Source organism: Streptomyces sp. UG1, from assembly GCF_049974585.1.
In the GTDB taxonomy this organism is placed as follows: Bacteria; Actinomycetota; Actinomycetes; order Streptomycetales; family Streptomycetaceae; genus Streptomyces.
Window position 1 is genome coordinate 20,435 of the sequence record NZ_JBNGGG010000050.1, and the last position, 20,318, is coordinate 40,752.

A 20,318-nucleotide genomic window follows, 5' to 3' on the forward strand; every position below is an offset into this window, starting at 1 on the left:
GAGGGGGAGAGCCGCCGGCTCTCCCCCTCCCGCATGCCGGCCGGATCAGCCGACCCGTGCCTCGCGCACCCCGAACCGCGCGTTGTACGCGGCGACCCCGGCCCGCAACTCGGCGGCGTCCAGGCCGAGATCCGCCATCCGGTAGTCGACCCGACCGTGGCGGCCCCGGCGGTGGGACGTCAGATACTCGCCGGTCGCCCGCTGCGCCCCGGAGGTGTACGGCTGCCCCGTCACCTCGTAGATGCGCCGCACCGTCCCCGCCTCGTCCGCCATGAACTCGTCGAAGAGCACGTCGACGGAGCGCTCGGCCGGCACCAGCGCACGGTCGCGCAGACAGCCGTCCAGCAGGTTCCCGATGCGTTGTGCCCAGTAGGCGCCGACCGCGGCCGGGTTGGGCGAGGCGGTGTTCATGCGCAGCGCGTAGCAGATCATCGTCGCCATCGACGCCACGACGGCCACCGGGTCCCGGTGCGTGAACACCACGTGGGCGTCCGGGAAGACATTGAGCAGTGGGCGCAGCTGCTCCAGGTGCTGCGGACACTTCAGCACCCACCGCTCGCCGCCCCGTAGCCAGGTCATCACCTGCATGGCCCGCTTCAGGTAGGCGTACGCCGGGGTCTGGTCGGTGGCCAGGTACCAGTCCCGGTACGACGGGACCATCACCTGTGTCTCGAAGTGCATCGACGAGAAGGACAGCGCGAGGACGCTGAGCTCCTCATGGGCGTAGGTCGGCGTGCAGTCCAGCATCCGTCGGAAGTACGGCATCGCCGAGTCCATGAACTGCAGGGTGCTGCCGATCCGGGCGATCCGCGGACCGGGGTCGTCGGGCGTCTCGCCGGGCGGCGGAACCGGCTCGGCTGCCTCCCACATCGGCAGGTGTCGCAGCGCCGGGTCGGCCGAGAGGGTGTTGTGCAGATGGGTCGAACCGGTGCGGAAGAGGCCGGTGATGATGATCGGCCGCTCGATCGGCACGTCGTGGATCTCGGGGTGCCGGCGCAGCAGGTCCTCGATGCGCAGCCGGTTCTGCAGCAGTTCGACCAGCTGGAAGTAGAGTGCGGTGCGTCCCGCCGGGCTCAGCCCCGCCTCCTGCCGCAGAGCCGTGCACAGCACGCCCAGCGGCTCCCTGAACCATGGATCGCCGAAGTCGCCCAGCCCTCCCGACTGCTTGGACGCGGCCTCCAGCAGCACGTCCGGGTCGAACGCATCGGTCGGTGCCATGGTTCCCATGGCGGCAAAGACCTCCCGCACCTCCGGCGAGAACTCCGGATCGGCCAGGTCGTGAATTTGTACCGTTTCCACCCTCACTCCGCTCTGCGCCCTCTCGGGGCTCACCCGACGATTGAGTCCGTTTCACGATCGCGCGCCGCGCTTAAGACCCACTAACCCGTCGGCAAACCGGCCCACGGCGGCGTCTCGGCGCGCCGCGAGCCCCGAGCGCCTGTGCCCCGACCTTCCGTTGAGCCCCGTCGAACGGTCACTGGAACGCCGGCTGGGGCGCCTGGGCCGGGCTCACTGAGGCGGATTGCCGTGCTTGCGGGAGGGCAGGTCGGCGTGTTTGGTCCGCAGCATCGCCAGGGCCGCGACGAGCACCTCGCGGGTCTCGGCGGGGTCGATCACAGCGTCGATCAGTCCGCGCTCGGCGGCGTAGTAGGGATGCATCAGTTCGGCTCGGTACTCCTTCACCAGGCGGGAGCGCAGGGCGGCAGGGTCGTCCGCGGCGGCGATCTGCCGTCGGAAGACGACATTGGCGGCTCCCTCGGCACCCATCACAGCGATCTCGTTGGTGGGCCAGGCGTACGTCAGGTCGGCGCCGATGGACTGTGAGTCCATGACGATGTACGCGCCGCCGTAGGCCTTGCGCAGGACCAGCGAGACGCGGGGCACGGTGGCGTTGCAGTACGCGTAGAGCAACTTGGCGCCGTGCCGGATGATCCCGCCGTGCTCCTGGGCGACGCCCGGCAGAAAGCCGGGGACATCCAGCAGAGTCACCAGCGGGATGTTGAAGGCGTCGCACATCTGGACGAAGCGGGCCGCCTTCTCTGCCGCTGCGATGTCCAGCACGCCGGCCAGAACGGCCGGTTGGCTGGCGACGATGCCGACGGCCTCCCCGTCCAGCCGCGTCAGGGCACAGACGACGTTGGTGGCCCATCGCTCGTGGACCTCCAGGTACTCCCCGTCGTCGACGATCTCCTCGATGACGGTGCGCATGTCGTACGAGCGGTTGCTCTCCGCCGGGACCAGGTCCAGCAGCACGTCCGAGCGGCGGTCGACGGGATCCGTGCAGATCACGCGGGGTGGGTGCTCGCGGTTGTGCTGCGGCAGCAGCGACAGCAGATAGCGCACTTCGGCGAGACAGGTCTCCTCGTCGTCGTACACGAAGTGCGCCACACCGGAGGTCTGCGCATGGACGTCCGCGCCGCCGAGACCGTCCCGTGTGATCTCCTCGCCGGTCACGGCCTTGACCACGTCGGGGCCGGTGATGAACATCTGCGCGGTGTTCCGGACCATGAACACGAAGTCCGTCAGGGCGGGGCTGTAGGCGGCGCCGCCCGCGCACGGGCCCAGCATCACCGAGATCTGCGGGATGACCCCGCTGGCCCGGGTGTTGCGCCGGAAGATGCCCCCGTATCCGGCCAGCGCGCTCACGCCCTCCTGGATACGGGCGCCGGCGCCGTCGTTGAGGGAGATCAGGGGCGCGCCGGCCGCGAGAGCCAGATCCATGATCTTGTGGATCTTGGCGGCGTGGGCCTCGCCGAGGGCTCCGCCGAAGATCCGGAAGTCGTGCGCGTAGACGAAGACGGTCCGGCCGTCGACCGTGCCCCACCCGGTGATGACACCGTCCGTGTAAGGCTTCCTGGCCTCCAGACCGAAGCCGGTGGCCCGGTGCCGGCGCAGCGGCTCCACCTCGCTGAACGAGCCCGCATCCAGCAGGAGTTCGATACGCTCGCGGGCGGTCAGCTTGCCCCTGGCGTGCTGTGCCGCGGTGGCCCGGTCATCCGGCCCCCGCACCAATTCCTCGCGGACGGCGCGCAGCTCGGCCACTCGGGCTCGGAATGTCGCTACGCCGCCCTCGGCGGGCTCTGTATGAGGGGCCACGCTCATCTCCCGGATCGTGGGGGGGACGGGGTGACGCTAGCGACCCGGGCTAAAGCGGTACTTATGGAACCGTCAACCGCAGGGCGGCAGTCCGTGGTCCGCCCCGAACCGGTAAAAGGCGGGCATGACCACTTCACCCTGCGCTTCCCTTCCGAGCTCTGGCGGTCTCCGATGGCCGCCGGCATCGACACCCGACCGTCGGGGTCGCTCCGGATTCGACCGGACCGGCCTGGATCTGACCGGCAACCCGCGCGTCAAGGTGCGGGACGTGACCCAGCTCTCCAGCCACTGGTACGTCGAGCGCGCCACCACCGCGCCAGGTCGGACGGGCTCTCGGCCCCCGAGCAGACCATGGCCGACCGCTACCCGGACAACCGCCGGGTCCGCCCCACCGGCCGGATGATCCTCCATCACGATTCCAGCCGTTCCGGTGCCCGAACCATCGAAAGAGCCGCCGTTGCCTGAGATGCTGGTCGAGGGCGTGGTCGACCCCCGCTTGTTTCACACGGAAGACGACGATGACGATGGCGGTGGCAGGGACGGTGAAACGCGCGATGGAACCGTCGCGTCGAGTATCACCATGAGTTGGCAGGCCGCGATGACGGTGAGCGCGATGCCGGGATGCCCCTCCCGGCGGGCCGCACCTGGTTTCTGATCTTTGATCAACTGAGAGGTTGTCACTTTGGGTCCCCCACAAGAGCCTTAGTGAACGCTCGCGTTCACTCGTGTTGTCGTCGCGCGCCCCGTCCCCCGCAGTTGTCGCGCGGTGGTCCCATATCCCCGGAATCCCTGCTTCCCTTTGTTTGTTGGAGATGCTCAGATGGTTACCTCGCGCTGGACGGCCGCCCCCGCTCAGGCGGCCTCCCTCCGTCGGCGCGGCGCCGTGCTCGAACGTGCGATTCTCGATGCCGCGCTGGAGCAACTCAGCACCGTCGGCTGGAACGGCCTCACCATGGAGGGCGTCGCCGCCGGCGCACAGACCGGCAAGGCCGCTGTCTATCGGCGCTGGCCGTCCAAGGAGGATCTGGTCGCCGACGCGCTGCGGGCGGGTCTGCCGCGCTTCGAGTCGGCTCCCAATCTCGGGAGTGTGCGCGAGGACCTGCTCGAGCTGTGTCGTCAGGCGCGTGAGGCGATGTTCTCGCGCCCCGGATTTGCTTTGCGGTCAGTGATTCACGAATGCGACAGCCTGCAGGCCGAGCGCTTTCACAGCGTGATCTTCGAGGGGGTCGTACAGCCGACGATCAAGTTGCTCGGGGAGGTCATCGCCCGCGGAATTGAGCGGGGGGAGGTGCGGAGTGACGCGATGAACGGCTACGTCTTCGACGCCATCCCGGCGATGATGATGTATCGATCAAAGATGTGCACAAGCGAATGGAATGATCAGGATCTCGAGGAAATGATCGACCAGTTCATGCTTCCTCTGCTCCGCCCGGCAGGCGTCTGACGTGTCGCTCAAGGGGGTCGGAGGTCGCTTCGGCGAACCGGGGTGTCGAAGCGGCCTCCGGGCGGCGTACGCTAAGGGCGCCATGCCGTACGAACCGCCTACTCACACCGTCGAGCGCTCCCTTCGAGCCACGACCGGAGCGAAGATCATTGCCGGTGTCGACGAGGTGGGGCGAGGTGCGTGGGCCGGGCCCGTCACCGTCTGTGCGGCGGTCACCGGACTGCGCCGGCCCCCCGAAGGTCTCACGGACTCCAAGCTGCTCACCGTCAAGCGTCGCACCGACCTCGCTGAGCAACTGCGGGCGTGGGTGACGTCGTACGCCCTCGGGCACGCCTCTCCGGAGGAGATCGACGAACTGGGGATGACGGTCGCGCTGCGGCTCGCCGCGGTGCGCGCTCTGGAGACGCTGCCGATCCGCCCCGACGCCGTGATCCTCGATGGGAAACACGACTATCTCGGGGCTCCCTGGCAGGTTCGTACGGTGATCAAGGGCGACCAGTCGTGCGTGGCGGTCGCGGCGGCCTCGGTGATCGCCAAGGTCCAGCGCGACAAAATGATGGCCGAACTGGGTATCGACCATGCAGACTTCGGTTTTGCGGACAACGCCGGGTACCCGTCGCCCGTGCACAAGGCCGCACTGGTGGAGCGGGGACCCACCCCGTACCACCGCTTGTCGTGGGCGTATCTTGATGCGCTGCCCCAGTGGCGGCACCTCAAGAAGGTCCGTACCTGGGTGGACGGAAGCGTTCCGGAGATCGAAGGGCAGCTCGGCTTCGATTTCTGACGAATCCGCTCGCACTCGTGTGCCACCCGCCGACGCGAGCCGCACCAGCGTTTGATAGACATCAGCTCATGCCTCTCATTCCCGAGGAGCCTCAGATTCACGAGAGTGCCCAGGGTCCCCGCGCCACTCCGGCCAGCGGCCGAAACGCGCCGACCCCCCGCCCCGTACCCGGCCCGCGCCCCGCGGCTCCGCCGCGTCCCGGCCGACCCGGGCCCGCGCGGCCCGCACCGCCGGTGCAACGTACGCCGCGCGATGTTGCCGTTGCCAAGCCCGGGCCTTCGGGCCCCACTGCTCCGGCCGCCCCCGCTTCCGCGTCGGCGACCCCGCAGATCCAACTCATCCCGGCCTCGCCCGGGGGAGCGCTCGACGCCGCTGAGGAAGCCGTCGACCTGCTTCTCGATTCGGGCCGCGCCCCCGGTGACGTGCTGGTGATCACCACCGGCGAACAGCACCCGTGGGCCACCCACGAGCTGTCCTTCGGCGAAGCCTCCTACTGGGCGCAGCACGACGCCGGCGACGACGTGTTCTACGCCGACGCCTCCGTCGCGAGCCGCGCCACGGCGCGACCCGTGGTCGTGGTGGCCGTCAACGGCGGCTCCGACGCCGCTGCCGCCGACGCCCTGCCTCTGGCCCTGAGCCGGGCCGGTGCCCTGCTGATCGTCTGCGGTGACCCGCAGCGGATCAACTCGGTGCTGGGCGCGGGCGTCTGATCCGGTTCCGGCTGTCCGGGGGGACATGCCGCAGGACACCGGGGGTGGGACGCCGCTGCGGCGGCGTCTTCGCACAGCGCGACCTTCGGTGTGCGCGGACGAGTGGACAACTCGTCGTGCGTGGGCTCCCCGTCAGCTCAGGACGCGAGTCCCTGCCAAGCGGATGAGTCGTGGCCCCGCCGGGCGCCCTGTCGCGGCGCCGGGGCCGTGCCTTTCGGGTAGCTCGGGGCGACCACGTCGCTCACGGCAGCTCTGCTGGTCGCGTCTCGGCCGTCGCATCGGAAACGTCGTGTGGCGCGTACCGGCGGCGTCGGCCGAGATCTTCTGTCTGTGCTTCAGCGGGTGCCTGCGGACCGAGCGGATGTCTAGTGTCCTGAGCGGGCGGCCGCGTCCTCAGCGGGCGGCCGCGCGCCGCAGGACCTCCGAGGCCGCTCCGCCGGTGCGTGGCAGGGGGAACGGTGCCTCGGACGTGGCGAAGGGCTCCGGTGCCGAGTCGGCGTTGGGGCGGCGGCCGCCGCGGCCCTCGCCGAGGACCTGCCAGCCGTCACGGGTCAGCGTGATGTACGCGCCGCAGCGCAGGCCGTGCAGGGTGCAGGCGTCACGCAGGCCCCACATCCAGGCGCCGTCCTCCTCCGTCCAACGGGCGTCGCCCTCACGGCAGTAGAGCAGCACGGCGGTGCGTACCGGGGTGCGGCGTCGCAGGTCGTGGGGGATGACCCGGCGCAACTGGGCCAGCAGCGCGTTGCGGAACATCCAGCCGTCGGCCGGGGCCGGGCGGCGGGTGAACGAGGCACTCGCCCGCAGCCGCTCCTCCGAGTCGAGCACGGCGACGATCGCGGTCGTCGGCCCGGGACGGTGCCGCGAGTGCAGACCGCTGACGACCTCGCGTGGGTTGCGCAGCAGGGGGATGCCGGCAGCGGCCCACTCCGCGGGCTCGAGCATGCGGGCCAGGGGGTTGGCGGATGCGGCGGACAGGTCGGCTGACGTCGACATGGATGCCGCGGAGGACGAAGCGAATCCGAAGGTCACGGTCCTCCCTTCGGCTACGCGCCCACACTGCGGGCGAGGTCGGATTCGGGGGAGCGCACACCGCAGCAGAGCCCTTCCGGATCACGGACGAGCCGCGCGGGGAGCGGACTCCAATTCTTGCTGTCGAACCTGAATGCGGCAACGAGCAATTGGGGCCACCGACCGATATCTGATGGTGCGCGGGTTATATCCCTACCCAGTGCATGACGGTGCGACGCATGATGCGGCCGCACACCATCAGGTCGTACGGCTTGAAGTGGACATACGACCCGAGGTGCGGCGGGCCCGGACGGGCGGCAGCCCGTGCCGGTCGCGATCAACCCTGAACGGCCAGGACCAAGGGCAGCACCCCCTGCGCGCCCGTGCGGCGGAGCATGCGGGCCGCGACGGCGAGAGTCCAGCCGGTCTCGGTGAAGTCGTCCACCAGCAGTACGGGGCCCGGAGTCTCCGCGAGAGCCGAGGCCAGGGCGGGAGGCACGGCCAGTGCGCCGTCGAGGGCCTTCAGCCGCTGGGCGCTGTTGCTCCGGGACACCGGGGGCGCCTCTCCGGTGTACTCGAGGGAACCCAGCAGTGGGAGTCTGCCGATCTCCGCGATGCGCGCGCCCAGCGAGTTGATCAGTTGCGGACGGGTGCGTGAGGCGACCGTGACCACGCCGACCGGGCGCGGCCGGGCGTCCTGTGCTCCGGAGGCCCAGCCGTCGGGGCCCTTGGCCCAGTCGACCAGGACGCCCACGACCGCGTTCGCCACGTCGTCGGGCACGGGACCGTCCGGGGCCTGGGCCGCGAGCAACGGCCGCAGCCGGTTGCCCCAGCCGATGTCCGACAGCCGCCCCAACGCCCGTCCGGGCGCGGCCTGTTCGCCAGCCGGGATACGCCCCTTGAGCTCGACGCCGATCGCCGGAAGACCGGTCGGCCACATGCGGCGCGGCTCCACCTCCACTCCCGCTCGCCCGAGGTCGACGCGCGCGGCGTCCAGCGCGCCAGCGGACGTGTCGGCGGTGAAGCGAGCGCCCGCGCAGTTGTCGCAGCGACCGCAGGGCTTGGCCCCTTCGTCGTCGAGCCGGCGCTGGAGGAACTCCATCCGGCAGCCCGTCGTCGAGGCGTACTCGCGCATCGCCTGCCGCTCTGCCTTGCGCTGCCGGGCGACCCAGTCGTAGCGCTCGGCGTCGTACACCCAGGGCTGCCCGGTGGCGACCCAGCCGCCCTTGACCCGCCGGACCGCGCCGTCCACGTCCAGGACCTTGAGCATGGTCTCCATTCGGGAGCGGCGCAGTTCGACCAAGGGTTCCAAGGCGGGCAGCGACAAGGGCTTGTCCGCATGTGCGAGGACGTCGAGTGTGCGGCGTACCAGGTCCTCCGAGGGGAAGGCGAGCGAGGCGAAGTACTGCCAGATCGCCTCGTCCTCCGGCCCGGGGAGGAGGAGCACCTCGGCGTGCTCGACGCCGCGTCCGGCGCGGCCGACCTGCTGGTAGTAGGCGATGGGGGAGGAGGGCGAACCGAGGTGCACCACGAAGCCGAGGTCGGGTTTGTCGAAGCCCATACCGAGGGCGGAGGTGGCGATCAGGGCCTTCACCCTGTTGCCCAGCAGGTCGTCCTCGGCCTGCTGACGATCGGCGTTCTCCGTCTTGCCGGTGTAGGAGGCTACCGTGTGGCCGCGGTGCCGCAGGAAGGCCGTGACCTCCTCGGCCGCGGCCACGGTGAGCGTGTAGATGATGCCCGAGCCCGGCAGCTCGTCGAGGTGGTCGGCGAGCCAGGCCATCCGGTGTGCGGCGTCCGGCAGGCGCAGCACGTTCAGGCTGAGGCTGTCCCGGTCCAGTGGCCCGCGCAGGACCAGGGCGTCCGAGCTGCCGCCTGTGCCGAGCTGCTCGGCGACGTCGGCCGTCACGCGGGCGTTGGCGGTGGCGGTGGTCGCCAGTACGGGCACTCCGGGCGGGAGATCGGAGAGCATGGTGCGCAGGCGCCGGTAGTCCGGCCGGAAGTCGTGCCCCCAGTCCGAGATGCAGTGCGCCTCGTCCACCACGAGTAGGCCGGTCGCTGCGGCCAGCTTGGGCAGCACCTGGTCGCGGAAGTCCGGGTTGTTGAGGCGCTCCGGGGAGACCAGCAGTACGTCGACGTCGCCCGTGGCGATCTCGTTCTGAATCGTGTCCCACTCCTCGGTGTTGGAGGAGTTGATGGTGCGGGCATGGATGCCGGCCCGGGCGGCGGCCTCGACCTGGTTGCGCATGAGCGCGAGCAGCGGGGAGACGATCACGGTGGGGCCGCTGCCGCGGGACCGCAGCAAAGACGTGGCCACGAAGTAGACCGCGGACTTGCCCCACCCCGTGCGCTGCACGACGAGGGCACGGCGTCTGTCGGCGACCAGCGCCTCGATCGCCCGCCACTGGTCTCCGCGCAGTCGCGCCGTGCCGGTGGCGTCTCCGACGAGACGGGCGAGGACCGCGTCGGCGGCCGCCCGGAGATCCGCGTTGCTCGTGTGCTCCATGGGTCCCATACAACAGGACGGCACTGACAGAGCGGGGGCGCTGGGTCTGGCGGGCTGCCCGAGCGGCTCAGAGTTGTCGTGTCCCTGGTCGGAGTTATCCACAGGGTAAAGCGGAGTCTCGCGATCCGCGAGATCGTCAGCGCATGACGAATCACAGCGAAGCGACTGGATCTCCCGAGAACGAAGGCACCTGCGCCAAGGAACAGCACCGCGGGCCCAGGACAACCGACGCGAACGACCAGCGCCCCGCACACGACGTGCGGGCCGGACACGACGAAAACCGAGGACGCGCCCAACCTACGGACCCACTCGACTACACGGCATACGAGGGGCACCTGCCCGAGCACCAGGTCACTTTGCGCACCCCCGCCGAACTGGCCGACGCCGTGCCGTATCTCCTCGGATACCGCCCCGAGGACAGCATCGTGCTGGTCGCCCTGCACGACAAGGACGGCCAGGGCCGGTTCGGCGGACGGGCACGGCTCGGCATTCCCGCGAGCGCGGACGACTGGGACTCCGCGGCCGGGCAGTTGGCCCACGGACTGGTGGTGGGCAGCGAGCGCAGGGGAGCCCGGCCGGAGCAGATGGTCGCCTTCCTGTGCCAGGAACCCGCCGAGGGCCAGACGGGCCGACAGGTCATGGAACGGCTGCGTCCGCTGGCCCAGAAGATGCGCATCGCGTGCGGCAGCCTCGACGTGCCGGTGATCGAGGCCCTGTGCATCTCGGACGGCCGCTTCTGGTCGTACTGCTGCGACAGGGTGGAGTGCTGTCCGCCCGAGGGCCGGGCGATGGGACTGCCCGGTACATCGGTGCTGGCAGCCGCGGCCGCCTATGCCGGGGTTCAGGTGCGCGGCACGCTGAGCGAACTGCGGGCCAGGCTACGGCCTTGGGAGAACGCCGCCGCCCGGGAACAGGAAGCCGCCCTGGACACCGCGGGTGCGGCGCTGGTCTCCAGGATCCTCGACGAGACGATGCGCGAGGGCGTGGCGGAGGAGACGCTGGCACTGGCCGAGCGACTCATGAGCCGGTTCGCCGCGGCCCCGCCCGTGGCCGGGACGCTCACCGCGGATCTCCGTGACGACGGACTGCTCGGACACGACGAAGCCGCGAGGCTCATTCTGGGACTGCAGGACCGCGCGATGCGCGACCGCGTGGCCGAGTGGATGGAGGGCGACGAGGCCGACCCCGCCCTGCGGCTCTGGCGAGCGCTGGCCCGCCGCTGCGTCGGACCGTACGGCGAGCATGCGGCGGCACCCCTCACGCTGGCCGGTTGGGTCGCCTGGTCCAGTGGCGACGAGTTGGAGGCCCGTGAGGCCCTCGCCATGGCGCTCGGCGCCGACAACGACTACCTCTTCGCCCGTCTGCTGCACCAAGCCTGCAACGAAGGGCTGGACCCCGAGTCGATCCGCCGCTGCTTGCGGACGGAACGTGTGGGGCGTGAGAGGGGGGATGCCGGGCGCCTGGACAAGCCGGAGGACGTCGAGGATCCGGTGCGGGGTGAGACGGCGAAGCCCGCGACGGTGGCTGACGTCGGTGATGGTCGCCGGTCGCGGCAGCCTGCGGGTTCGAGGGGCGGTCTTCCTCGCCCCGCGAAGGCCGGTGGACGAGGGCGGGGGACGAGCGTTTCGCGGCCGCGTACGCCTTCCGGGGCCGGTGCCCTGCGGCCGGGCGGCACTGGACCGCGCAACTCGAAGAGGGGAGCCGTACGAGGGAGCGGAAACGGGAGCTGTTCCGACGGTGTGCGTCCGGGCTATGCGAGCGGGGTGGGGGAGACATGAGCCTTCGCGGGCGGTGGTTCCAGCAGTGGTGTGGAAGGCGTCGTCGAGGTGACGACCGTCGTGGGCAGTGGGTTGATCGGGGCCGGGGAAGAGACGGTAGCCACGGGGTGGAGGAGCAGGGCTTGACCCTCTGTGAGCAGCGGCGGACCGACGACCTGCGTTTCGGTGCCCCGGCGGGCCTTGGAGCATCTGGTGGACCTGGTGACCGAGGCAGCGGGTCGGCCGGACAACCCCGTCACGGCCGTGACCTGGAGGGATCCCTCCCCGTTCACCTGAGTGGCGGAACGCCCGGACCGGCCGTACCGCCGCACCGCTCCTGTCACTCCGGATCCCCCGGCCGGCGCCGCGCTCGCCCGTGGCGCGATCAGCGCAGAGGAAGCCGTCCCATGTCACAGTCGACCCCGATCACCCCGGCCGCCGACGAGCGTTCGACCGTCGGCGGGCCGGTGCCGTCCCAACGGCAGGACGCGGGGCCCCCTTCGGCCGGGGGCGGAACAGGGCAAACGCCCGGCTCGACGAGCAACTGCTCATCCTGGCCCACCGGCAATGACTGGTCCCCGTTGCCCAGCCAAGAACGGCCCCCATCACCCACGGAGGACCAGCAACGACCGGCCTCGGCGGCAGCCAACCGACCAACGGACCAGCGGCAACCACCGTCGGCCGCCGCTGCCCCACCACCGGACCAGCCCTCACAACCAGCCTGGTGGCCACCGTCGGATCAGGACGCCCGCCTCGACCCACAGCGCCGACACGCCAAGCTCCCCCAGCAGCCCACAAGGCCGACGAGCCCGCGCCCATCGCCCTCGTCGCCCCTGCCCCAGCCCACGGCATCACCGCCGGATGCCAACCGCGCACAGCGCTCATCCCCACCACGAGACACGGTCTCCCGGTCCCGAAGCACGCCCCCACCATCGACTCAACACATCCCATCACCCACCACACCGGCGACCCCACCATCCGCAGGCAGAATCCCCGCACCCGCCCCACCACCGACAGCAGGCCGATCCCCCTCCCTACCCCCCGCCCACAACGCCTTGATCTGCATCGCCCTCCCGGGCCTCGCAATCTCCACAGACCAAGGGCAGTTGACCGGGCAGGGGCTCGACGGGATCTACCGTGCGGGTCGACGTGTCCTCTCGCGTTGCCAGGTTCGCGTGGCCGGACGTGAACCCCTCGCGGTCCAGGCCCGGATGACCGGGGCCGACTGTGTCCGCTTCGTGGGCACGTTGCGCACCTCGCCGCAGGCCGGCCCCGATCCGGACGTCGTCGTCGAGCGAACCCGTCACGCGGACGGCACCGAGCGGATCACAGTGCGCAGCGCGGCCGTTCGCCCCCTGCGCCTGCCGGTCGAGGTCGCCCTGGCCACCGACCTGGCCGACCTCGGTGCCATCGCGTGCGGCAACACCGGACCGGAACTCCCCGCCAGCGTCCACGACTCCGGCCTGCGGTGGTCGTCCGCCAGGGGGAACTCGACGGTCACGGCCGACCCGCCGCCCACCGACGCGCTGGCCTCGGCAGGTCTGCTGCGCTGGGAGCTCGAGCTGCCCCCCGGCGGTAGCGCCGGCATCGAACTGCGCGTGCGTACCGACGGCGCCGGACCCGTGCGCGCCGCAGGCCGGGCCGCGACCAGTCCGCTCGCTCCCGCGCGGGCGGCCGGCGACGATCCCAGGGTGGAGGCGTTGTTGCGGACAAGCGTCGGGGACCTCCAGGCCCTGCTCCTGCGCGACCACGCCCACCCCTCCGACACCCATCTGGCCGCCGGGGCGCCCTGGCGCTGCGGCCTTGCCCCGGCCGAGGCCCTCGCCGCGGCCCGGATGGCCCTGCCGCTGGGCACCCGGCTCGCCGCGGGCACACTGCGCACCCTCGCCCGAGCCCAACTTCCGGGCCAGGGACTGCAATCCGGCATGATCCCCGGGCCGAGACGGGACGCGGGACCCTATCTGCCGCCGGGCTGTACGGGCACAGAGGCCACACTGCTGTACCCGGCAGTGCTCGCGGAGGCCCGCCGCTGGGGACTACCCGAGTCCGAGACCGACGAACTCCTCCCGGCGGCCGAGCGCTGCCTGACCTGGCTGCGGACCACTGTGGGCGACGGCACATATCTGCCCGATCCGCAGCCCGGCGGCCCCGTCCGCTGCGAGACCCAGGCCCATGCCCACCGTGCGGCGCTGCTCGGCGCCGATCTGCTCGACGCCTGCGGCAGACCGGGCGGCGGCGAGCTGCGGGACTGGGCCGGGGCGCAGCGGACGGCCTTCCGCGCGGACTTCTGGATCGACGACCTGGGCGGCGGCAGGCCCACGGCCGCCCTGGCCCCGGACGGACGCCCCGTGCCGTATCTGGGTGCCGCCGCCGTCCACCTGCTCGACACCGGCCTGCTGGGCGAAGGAGAACAGGCCCCGGGGCTGCTCGACAAGGTGCAGACCGAGCAGCTCGCCCGGCTGCTCGGCGGCCCGGCGATGGACTCGGGCTGGGGCCTGCGCGGACTGAGCACGAAGGAGGCAGGACACAACCCGTTCGGTCACCGCAGCGGTGCCGTGCGGGTCCCCGAGACGGCGATCGCCGTGGCCGGCCTTGCCGCGGCCGACTACGAGAAGGAGGCGAGCGCACTGCTGCGGGGCGTACTGGCCGCCGCAGAGGCGTTCGGCCACCGGCTGCCCGACATGTACGCGGGGGAGCCGCGCACCGAAGGCAGCGCCCCCCTCCCGCACCCGGCGGCCTGCCGCCCCGCGGCCACGGCGGCGGCAGCCGGAGTGCTGTTGTTGACCACGCTCGCCGGGATACGCCCCGACGCCCCGGCGGGGACGGTCACGCTGCGGCCCATGCGCAGCGCGCCCCTGGGCGAGATCGTTCTGAGGGGACTTCGGGTCGCCGGCGCCCCCTTCTCCGTACGCGTCAGCCGGCTGGGGCTCGCCATGGTCGAGGAGGCGGCCGAGGGGCTGCAATTGCGAGCGTGACCTCGTACGACGCGCCGTGGACGAGACGAGGGAGAGGACGGTGAGGCTCATACCGGGCCGAATTGGATCAACCGTCGACGGGCTCGGCGAAGGGAGTGTTTATCGTCAGGCAGACGACTATGATCGCCGCATGCCCTACGACCCGTCAGCCTTTCCGCCCTTTGCCGTCACCGTGGACCTGGTCGTGCTGACCGTGCGCCGCCATGCCCTGTGCGCGTTGGCGGTGCGCAGGGGCGAACCTCCCTTTCAGGGGCGCTGGGCACTGCCCGGTGGGTTCGTGAGGGCCGACGAGGATCTGGCGCAGGCCGCCGCGCGCGAATTGGCGGAGGAGACCGGGCTGCGCGCCCACGACCCCGCCGTCCCGGCACAGGACAACGGGGCCCACCTCGAGCAGCTCGCGACCTACGGTGACCCCAAGCGGGATCCGCGGATGAGGGTGGTCAGCGTCGCCCACCTCGCGCTGGCCCCGGATCTGCCGGCACCCCGGGCGGGTGGCGACGCCAGCAACGCCCGTTGGGCGCCGGTCGACGAACTGTTGCAGCAGGGCGGTTACGGTCGCGACGGTGAGCCGGTCGCACCGCTCGCCTTCGACCATGCGCAGATCCTGGCCGACGGGGTGGAGCGGGCCCGTTCCAAGATCGAGTACTCGTCGCTGGCCACGGCGTTCTGCCCGACCGAGTTCACTGTCGGCGAGCTGCGCCGGGTCTACGAGGCGGTGTGGGGGGTGGCCCTCGACCCGCGCAACTTCCACCGCAAGGTGACGGGCACACCGGGCTTCCTCGTGCCCACCGGCGGTACCACCACCCGGCAGGGCGGCCGCCCTGCCCAGCTCTTCCGGGCCGGCGGCGCCACGCTGCTCAACCCCCCGATGCTGCGCCCCGAGGTCTGATCCGAGGGCCGGGGTCGCAAGGCCGGTCGGGGCGCCGTGCGAAGCTTCCGGGTTCGCGACCGAAGGGGGAACACGCGTCCGACCGGGCAGATCGAGCCCACGGCTGCCCGCGCAGTGCGCCTTGCCCTCCCCGAAAAACCGGACATAGCGCGCTATCTTGCTGCGGGTGATCGAGGCGATCGGACTGACCAGCAACCCTCGCAAGGAGCTTCCCCCCGCGCTCGACGACGTGTCCTTCGAGGCTCGCGCGGGCCGCGTCACCGCGCTGCTCGGAGCGGCGGGGGCGGGCAAGACGACGGCGCTCAGACTCATGCTCGAACTCCAACAGGGCCGTGGCATCACCTTCTTCAGAGGCCGCCCCCTGCATCGCATGGCCCATCCGTCGCGAGAGGTCGGTGTGCTGCTGGGCGACGTCCCCGGGCACCCGGCGCGCACGGTGCGCGGTCATCTGCGCATGCTGTGCGCCGCCGCCGGAGTCCCTGCCCGGCGCGCCGACGAGGTCCTGGAGGCGGTCGGCCTCGTCAGCCTGCGCGACGAACGCCTCGGCTCCCTCTCACGCGGCATGGACCGGCGCCTCGGCCTGGCCTGCACGCTGCTGGCCGACCCGCACACGCTGGTGCTCGACGACCCCGCGGACGGGCTGACGACCCGCGAGCGCCGATGGCTGCACGGCGCCCTGCGCGCACACGCGGCCCAGGGCGGCACGGTCCTGCTGACCACGGCCGACCCCAAGGAGGCCGCGCGCATCGCCGACCACGTCGTCACCCTGGACCGGGGCAGGCTCGTCGCCGACCAGGAGGCCGTCGACTTCGCGCGCACTCGCCTGCGGCCCCGTGTGGCCGTCCGCACCCCCCACGCCTCCCGCTTCGCCACCCTGCTCGCGAAGGAGGCGCGCGCCGCGCACCGTTCCGTCGAGGTCGTACGCGAGAGCGGCAACCGCCTGTCGGTGTACGGCAGTACCTGCGCCGATGTCGGCGACATCGCGCACCGCCACGGCATCCTCGTACACCAACTCGCCGACGAGGTCGGAGACATGGGGCCCGGAGTGGAGGCGGATCCACACGCGGATGAGCCGCCGGCCGACGAGGAGCCGCAGCCGGCCTACGGCGAGGTGACCGCGGGCAGTGGCCGCAGGCGGCGAGCCGGTACCGCGTCGAAGCCGGGCAAGGGGCAGACCGCGGCCGGGGATCCCGCGGCGCCGCAGGCGGCCGGAGAACAGGACGGGGCCGCGGCGCACGAGGCCTGCGCAGCGGAGCCGTCCGCGCAGGACGACGGTGCGCGCCGGTCCGCCTCCTGTGCCGACGACCTGCCCGATCTCCCGCCTCCCATCTCCGTCCGCCCCGCCCCCGCCCCCCTCCGCCCCCTCCGCTACGAGCTCCGTCGGGCAGCCGGTGTCGGTACGGCGTTCGTCACCGCCGGTGCCGTGCTCGTGGTGTCCGCCATCACGGCCGTGGCGCTCGCCCGGATCGGACACACCTCGCATGCGCGCCTGCTGGTCGCGTGGCCGCAGGAGCTTCCGCTGCCGCCCGCGGCGCTCGGGGCCGGGCTGCTGGGGGCGATCGCCTTCGGCGACGAGTTCCGCCACCCCGCCCTGGCAGCGGATCGCGGCACCGTCCCCCGCCGGCTGGGGCTGCTGGCCGCGAAACTTCTCGTCGCCTCCGCCGCCGCCCTGGCGCTGGCCGTGCTCACCGTGGGCTGTGACATCGAGGTGCTCTATCTCGTCTACGGACGGGAGCTCGCCGAAGTTCCCACCGACTGGCTTTCGCTGAGCGCGAGTTGGATCGGGCTGGTCGTCGGCTGTGCCTGGGCCGGCGTGCTCGCCGCGGGGCTCTTCCGGTCCACCACGGCCGGGCTCGCGGCGGTGGTCACCGTGCCCATCGTCGTCGTACCGCTCGTACAGAAGGTCGTGGAAGGGCCGTCCGTACGGACGGCGGCCGGGTTTCCGCTGCGGCTGCGGGAGGTGCTCCTGTCGCAGTGGCCGTTCGGAGGGGAGCGCTACCTGGGAGCCGCCGCGCGTGTCATCGGTCAACCCGTCGGTGGCGCACTGACGTTGTCCCTCACCGCCCTGCTCTGCGCCTATCTCTTCACGACCCTGAGGAGCAGGGTCCGATGACGACCGTTCGTGGCCTTCTCGGTTCTGTCGTGCCCACAACTCCCCGGGGAAAGCCCATTTCTTTCCGATAAGGCGTCAATTGCGACGGGGTGAGCGATCACCCTTTCGTGTGCTTTTCACCAAAGACCTCAAGGGAGTTGGAGACGGCGCCGACAAAGGATCCGTGAGTACCCTTGCGCACACCATGATGACCGCCGCCCGCTCCACCGACTCCGGTCTGGCCGGCCCGGGCGAACTCGACCGCTACCCCTACGCCGAGGCCCCCGTCGCCGACCGCGTCGGCGCCCCCGCCTGGGAGGGGTCCGATCCGGAGCTGGGCCGGGTCGGCCGACGCGCCGCGGGCAGCCGCGGACGCGGGCTGCACGGCCAACTCGTCCAACAGCTCGGCCAGATGATCGTCTCCGGCGACCTGGGTGCCGACCGGCCGCTGGTGCCCGAGGAGATCGGCCAGCGTTTCGAGGTCTCCCGCACCGTCGTCCGTGAGTCGCTCCGCGTCCTGGAGGCCAAGGGCCTGGTCAGCGCCCGCCCGAACGTCGGCACGCGCGTGCGCCCCGTCAGTGACTGGAACCTCCTCGACCCGGACATCATCGAATGGCGGGCCTTCGGGCCGCAGCGCGACGACCAGCGCCGGGAGCTGAGCGAGCTGCGCTGGACGATCGAGCCGCTCGCGGCCCGTCTCGCCGCCGGGCACGGGCGCGAGGACGTCCAGCAGCGGCTCGCCGACATGATCGAGATCATGAGCCATGCGATGGGGCAGGGTGACGTCCTCACGTTCTCCCGCGCCGACACCGAGTTCCACACGCTGCTCATCCAGGTCGCCGGCAACCGCATGCTGGAGCACCTCTCGGGGATCGTCTCGGCCGCCCTCCAGGTCTCCGGCGGCCCCGTGACCGGATGCGACCGGCCGAACGAGACGTCGCTGGCGCAGCACAGCAGGATCGTCGACGCCCTCGCCGCCGGCGACGGCGCGGCGGCCGAGGCGGCCATGCGTCAGTTGCTCACCGTCCATCCCGAGGTGGAGCGCGTGGTGCCCGCACCCCGCGAGCACTGACCGCGCACCAGGGTGGCGCGGCCAGGTACGCCTCCCCCTCCTGTGGCGGTCCCGGCCTGCGCACCCCTCCCGTCGGACCCGCAGGATCCCCACGGATCCTGCGGGTCCGACGGTGCTACACGGCGGCGGAATCGCCGTACAGTGCGTTGTCGAAGCTGCAGGTGACCGCTTCTGTCCTGATCTGTCTGCTTTCGATCGGTTGCGGGATGTGACTCGGGCCACGCAGATTGGGCGTAACACTCGAGGAAACAGCGCGATGACCTAAGAGGTGACAGCCGCGGAGGGAATACGGACGCCGTTCAAGGCGCTGTGCATCTTCCCGGCCCCCGCCCGCACCGTCGGCCCAATCCCCAGGCCGGTGGTCGGCTCCTGTCCGCCTGGACGGGGCCGGAAGCCGTTTTCCAACGTTCCGAGAGGTTGTTCGTGTCGGCCAGCACATCCCGTACGCTCCCGCCGGAGATCGCCGAGTCCGTCTCTGTCATGGCTCTTATCGAGCGGGGAAAGGCTGAGGGGCAGATCGCCGGCGACGATGTGCGTCGGGCCTTCGAAGCTGACCAGATTCCGGCCACTCAGTGGAAGAACGTACTGCGCAGCCTCAACCAGATCCTCGAGGAAGAGGGTGTGACGCTGATGGTCAGTGCCGCGGAGCCCAAGCGCACCCGAAAGAGCGTCGCAGCGAAGAGTCCGGCCAAGCGCACCGCCACCAAGACGGTCGCGGCGAAGACGGTGACCGCCAAGAAGGCCACCGCCACCGCCACGCCTGCGGCGCCAGCCACCGCACCCGCGGTCGAGGAAGAGGCACCCGTCAAGAAGGCGGCTGCCAAGAAGACGACCGCCAAGAAGGCGGCCGCGAAGAAGACGACGGCAGCCGCCAAGAAGACGGCCGCCAAGAAGGCGACGGCCAAGAAGGACGACGCCGAGGTCCTCGAGGACGAGGTCATCGAGGAGACCAAGCCCGGCGACGAGCCCGAGGGCGCCGAGAGCGCCGGCTTCGTGCTCTCCGACGAGGACGAGGACGACGCGCCCGCGCAGCAGGTCGCCGCGGCCGGCGCCACCGCCGACCCGGTCAAGGACTACCTCAAGCAGATCGGCAAGGTCCCCCTGCTCAACGCCGAGCAGGAGGTCGAGCTCGCCAAGCGCATCGAGGCGGGCCTGTTCGCCGAGGACAAGCTGGCCAACGCCGACAAGCTCGCCCCCAAGCTCAAGCGTGAGCTGGAGATCATCGCCGAGGACGGCCGCCGCGCCAAGAACCACCTCCTGGAGGCCAACCTCCGTCTGGTGGTCTCCCTGGCCAAGCGCTACACCGGCCGCGGCATGCTCTTCCTGGACCTCATCCAGGAGGGCAACCTCGGTCTGATCCGCGCGGTCGAGAAGTTCGACTACACCAAGGGCTACAAGTTCTCCACGTACGCCACCTGGTGGATCCGTCAGGCGATCACCCGCGCCATGGCCGACCAGGCCCGCACCATCCGTATCCCGGTGCACATGGTCGAGGTCATCAACAAGCTCGCGCGCGTGCAGCGCCAGATGCTCCAGGACCTGGGCCGCGAGCCCACCCCGGAGGAGCTGGCCAAGGAGCTCGACATGACCCCGGAGAAGGTCATCGAGGTCCAGAAGTACGGCCGTGAGCCCATCTCCCTGCACACCCCGCTGGGCGAGGACGGTGACAGCGAGTTCGGTGACCTCATCGAGGACTCCGAGGCCGTCGTCCCGGCCGACGCGGTGAGCTTCACGCTCCTCCAGGAGCAGTTGCACTCCGTGCTGGACACCCTCTCCGAGCGTGAGGCGGGCGTCGTCTCCATGCGCTTCGGTCTCACCGACGGTCAGCCGAAGACCCTCGACGAGATCGGCAAGGTCTACGGCGTCACGCGCGAGCGCATCCGCCAGATCGAGTCCAAGACCATGTCGAAGCTGCGCCACCCGTCGCGCTCCCAGGTGCTGCGCGACTACCTCGACTGAGTCGGATCTCACCGGGCGCCCCTGACCTG

At 71.2% G+C, this 20,318-nt stretch carries 15 protein-coding genes and 1 pseudogene; 12 read left to right on the forward strand and 4 right to left on the reverse strand.

The features are described from left to right. Positions 1–45: 45 nt before the first annotated feature. Positions 46–1,299 (reverse strand): sulfotransferase family protein, encoded by a 1,254-nt coding sequence (locus ACP4J3_RS41860; RefSeq protein WP_426541966.1) that lies wholly within the window; start codon positions 1,297–1,299, stop codon positions 46–48. Between the two features lie 40 nt (positions 1,300–1,339). On the opposite strand from ACP4J3_RS41860, the gene ACP4J3_RS41865 reads away from it, so the two are divergent. After that, on the forward strand, positions 1,340–1,516 hold the full coding sequence (locus ACP4J3_RS41865; protein WP_426541968.1) for a DUF6059 family protein: 177 nt from the start codon (positions 1,340–1,342) through the stop codon (positions 1,514–1,516). Here ACP4J3_RS41865 and ACP4J3_RS41870 read toward each other — a convergent pair. Continuing rightward, complete coding sequence (locus tag ACP4J3_RS41870; RefSeq protein ID WP_426541970.1) at positions 1,510–3,102, reverse strand: acyl-CoA carboxylase subunit beta; 1,593 nt, start codon at positions 3,100–3,102, stop codon at positions 1,510–1,512. The two genes, ACP4J3_RS41865 and ACP4J3_RS41870, sit on opposite strands and share 7 nt — an antisense overlap. A gap of 165 nt (positions 3,103–3,267) precedes the next feature. Here ACP4J3_RS41870 and ACP4J3_RS41875 point away from each other — a divergent pair. The 5 genes and pseudogenes from ACP4J3_RS41875 to ACP4J3_RS41895 form a co-directional block, all read left to right on the forward strand. Then, a pseudogene (locus ACP4J3_RS41875) lies at positions 3,268–3,409 on the forward strand (NUDIX domain-containing protein); the annotation flags it as partial. A 144-nt stretch (positions 3,410–3,553) separates the two neighbouring features. Then, positions 3,554–3,751, forward strand: coding sequence for a hypothetical protein (locus ACP4J3_RS41880; RefSeq protein ID WP_426542069.1), 198 nt, complete (start codon positions 3,554–3,556; stop codon positions 3,749–3,751). Positions 3,752–3,916: 165 nt separating this feature from the next. Next, positions 3,917–4,540: a TetR/AcrR family transcriptional regulator gene (locus ACP4J3_RS41885; RefSeq protein WP_426541972.1), complete on the forward strand. Its 624-nt coding sequence runs from the start codon at positions 3,917–3,919 to the stop codon at positions 4,538–4,540. 82 nt (positions 4,541–4,622) lie between these two features. Then, entirely contained in the window at positions 4,623–5,324 is a 702-nt protein-coding gene (locus tag ACP4J3_RS41890) for a ribonuclease HII (protein ID WP_426541974.1), read from the forward strand. A 68-nt stretch (positions 5,325–5,392) separates the two neighbouring features. Beyond that, the gene (locus tag ACP4J3_RS41895) at positions 5,393–6,034 is read left to right on the forward strand and encodes a hypothetical protein (protein ID WP_426541976.1); all 642 of its coding nucleotides are present in this window, start codon (positions 5,393–5,395) and stop codon (positions 6,032–6,034) included. A 393-nt stretch (positions 6,035–6,427) separates the two neighbouring features. Here ACP4J3_RS41895 and ACP4J3_RS41900 read toward each other — a convergent pair whose 3' ends face one another. Next, entirely contained in the window at positions 6,428–7,063 is a 636-nt protein-coding gene (locus ACP4J3_RS41900) for a hypothetical protein (RefSeq protein ID WP_426541978.1), read from the reverse strand. 316 nt (positions 7,064–7,379) lie between these two features. Then, positions 7,380–9,545 carry a RecQ family ATP-dependent DNA helicase gene (locus ACP4J3_RS41905; RefSeq protein ID WP_426541980.1) on the reverse strand — a complete coding sequence of 722 codons (2,166 nt, stop codon included), beginning with the start codon at positions 9,543–9,545 and terminating at the stop codon, positions 7,380–7,382. 143 nt (positions 9,546–9,688) lie between these two features. On the opposite strand from ACP4J3_RS41905, the gene ACP4J3_RS41910 reads away from it, so the two are divergent. From ACP4J3_RS41910 to ACP4J3_RS41935, 6 genes are all read left to right on the forward strand, one after another. Further along, the gene (locus tag ACP4J3_RS41910) at positions 9,689–11,323 is read left to right on the forward strand and encodes a DUF4192 domain-containing protein (RefSeq protein ID WP_426541982.1); all 1,635 of its coding nucleotides are present in this window, start codon (positions 9,689–9,691) and stop codon (positions 11,321–11,323) included. A gap of 1,037 nt (positions 11,324–12,360) precedes the next feature. Continuing rightward, positions 12,361–14,277, forward strand: a complete 1,917-nt coding sequence (locus tag ACP4J3_RS41915; protein ID WP_426542065.1) for a glycogen debranching N-terminal domain-containing protein — start codon at positions 12,361–12,363, stop codon at positions 14,275–14,277. 130 nt (positions 14,278–14,407) lie between these two features. Further along, entirely contained in the window at positions 14,408–15,166 is a 759-nt protein-coding gene (locus tag ACP4J3_RS41920) for an NUDIX hydrolase (RefSeq protein ID WP_031486391.1), read from the forward strand. Between the two features lie 166 nt (positions 15,167–15,332). After that, positions 15,333–17,279: an ATP-binding cassette domain-containing protein gene (locus ACP4J3_RS41925; RefSeq protein WP_426541984.1), complete on the forward strand. Its 1,947-nt coding sequence runs from the start codon at positions 15,333–15,335 to the stop codon at positions 17,277–17,279. A gap of 163 nt (positions 17,280–17,442) precedes the next feature. After that, positions 17,443–18,330: a FadR/GntR family transcriptional regulator gene (locus tag ACP4J3_RS41930; protein WP_426541986.1), complete on the forward strand. Its 888-nt coding sequence runs from the start codon at positions 17,443–17,445 to the stop codon at positions 18,328–18,330. A gap of 423 nt (positions 18,331–18,753) precedes the next feature. After that, complete coding sequence (locus tag ACP4J3_RS41935; protein ID WP_426541987.1) at positions 18,754–20,289, forward strand: RNA polymerase sigma factor; 1,536 nt, start codon at positions 18,754–18,756, stop codon at positions 20,287–20,289. Positions 20,290–20,318: the final 29 nt, after the last annotated feature.

What these genes read in the sequence shown, in the direction of transcription:
- ACP4J3_RS41870 (WP_426541970.1), bottom strand. Translation starts at nt 3,102, where the DNA reads ATGAGCGTGGCCCCTCATACAGAGCCCGCCGAGGGCGGCGTAGCGACA.
- ACP4J3_RS41885 (WP_426541972.1), top strand. Translation starts at nt 3,917, where the DNA reads ATGGTTACCTCGCGCTGGACGGCCGCCCCCGCTCAGGCGGCCTCCCTC.
- ACP4J3_RS41890 (WP_426541974.1), top strand. Translation starts at nt 4,623, where the DNA reads ATGCCGTACGAACCGCCTACTCACACCGTCGAGCGCTCCCTTCGAGCC.
- ACP4J3_RS41895 (WP_426541976.1), top strand. Translation starts at nt 5,393, where the DNA reads ATGCCTCTCATTCCCGAGGAGCCTCAGATTCACGAGAGTGCCCAGGGT.
- ACP4J3_RS41905 (WP_426541980.1), bottom strand. Translation starts at nt 9,545, where the DNA reads ATGGAGCACACGAGCAACGCGGATCTCCGGGCGGCCGCCGACGCGGTC.
- ACP4J3_RS41910 (WP_426541982.1), top strand. Translation starts at nt 9,689, where the DNA reads ATGACGAATCACAGCGAAGCGACTGGATCTCCCGAGAACGAAGGCACC.
- ACP4J3_RS41920 (WP_031486391.1), top strand. Translation starts at nt 14,408, where the DNA reads ATGCCCTACGACCCGTCAGCCTTTCCGCCCTTTGCCGTCACCGTGGAC.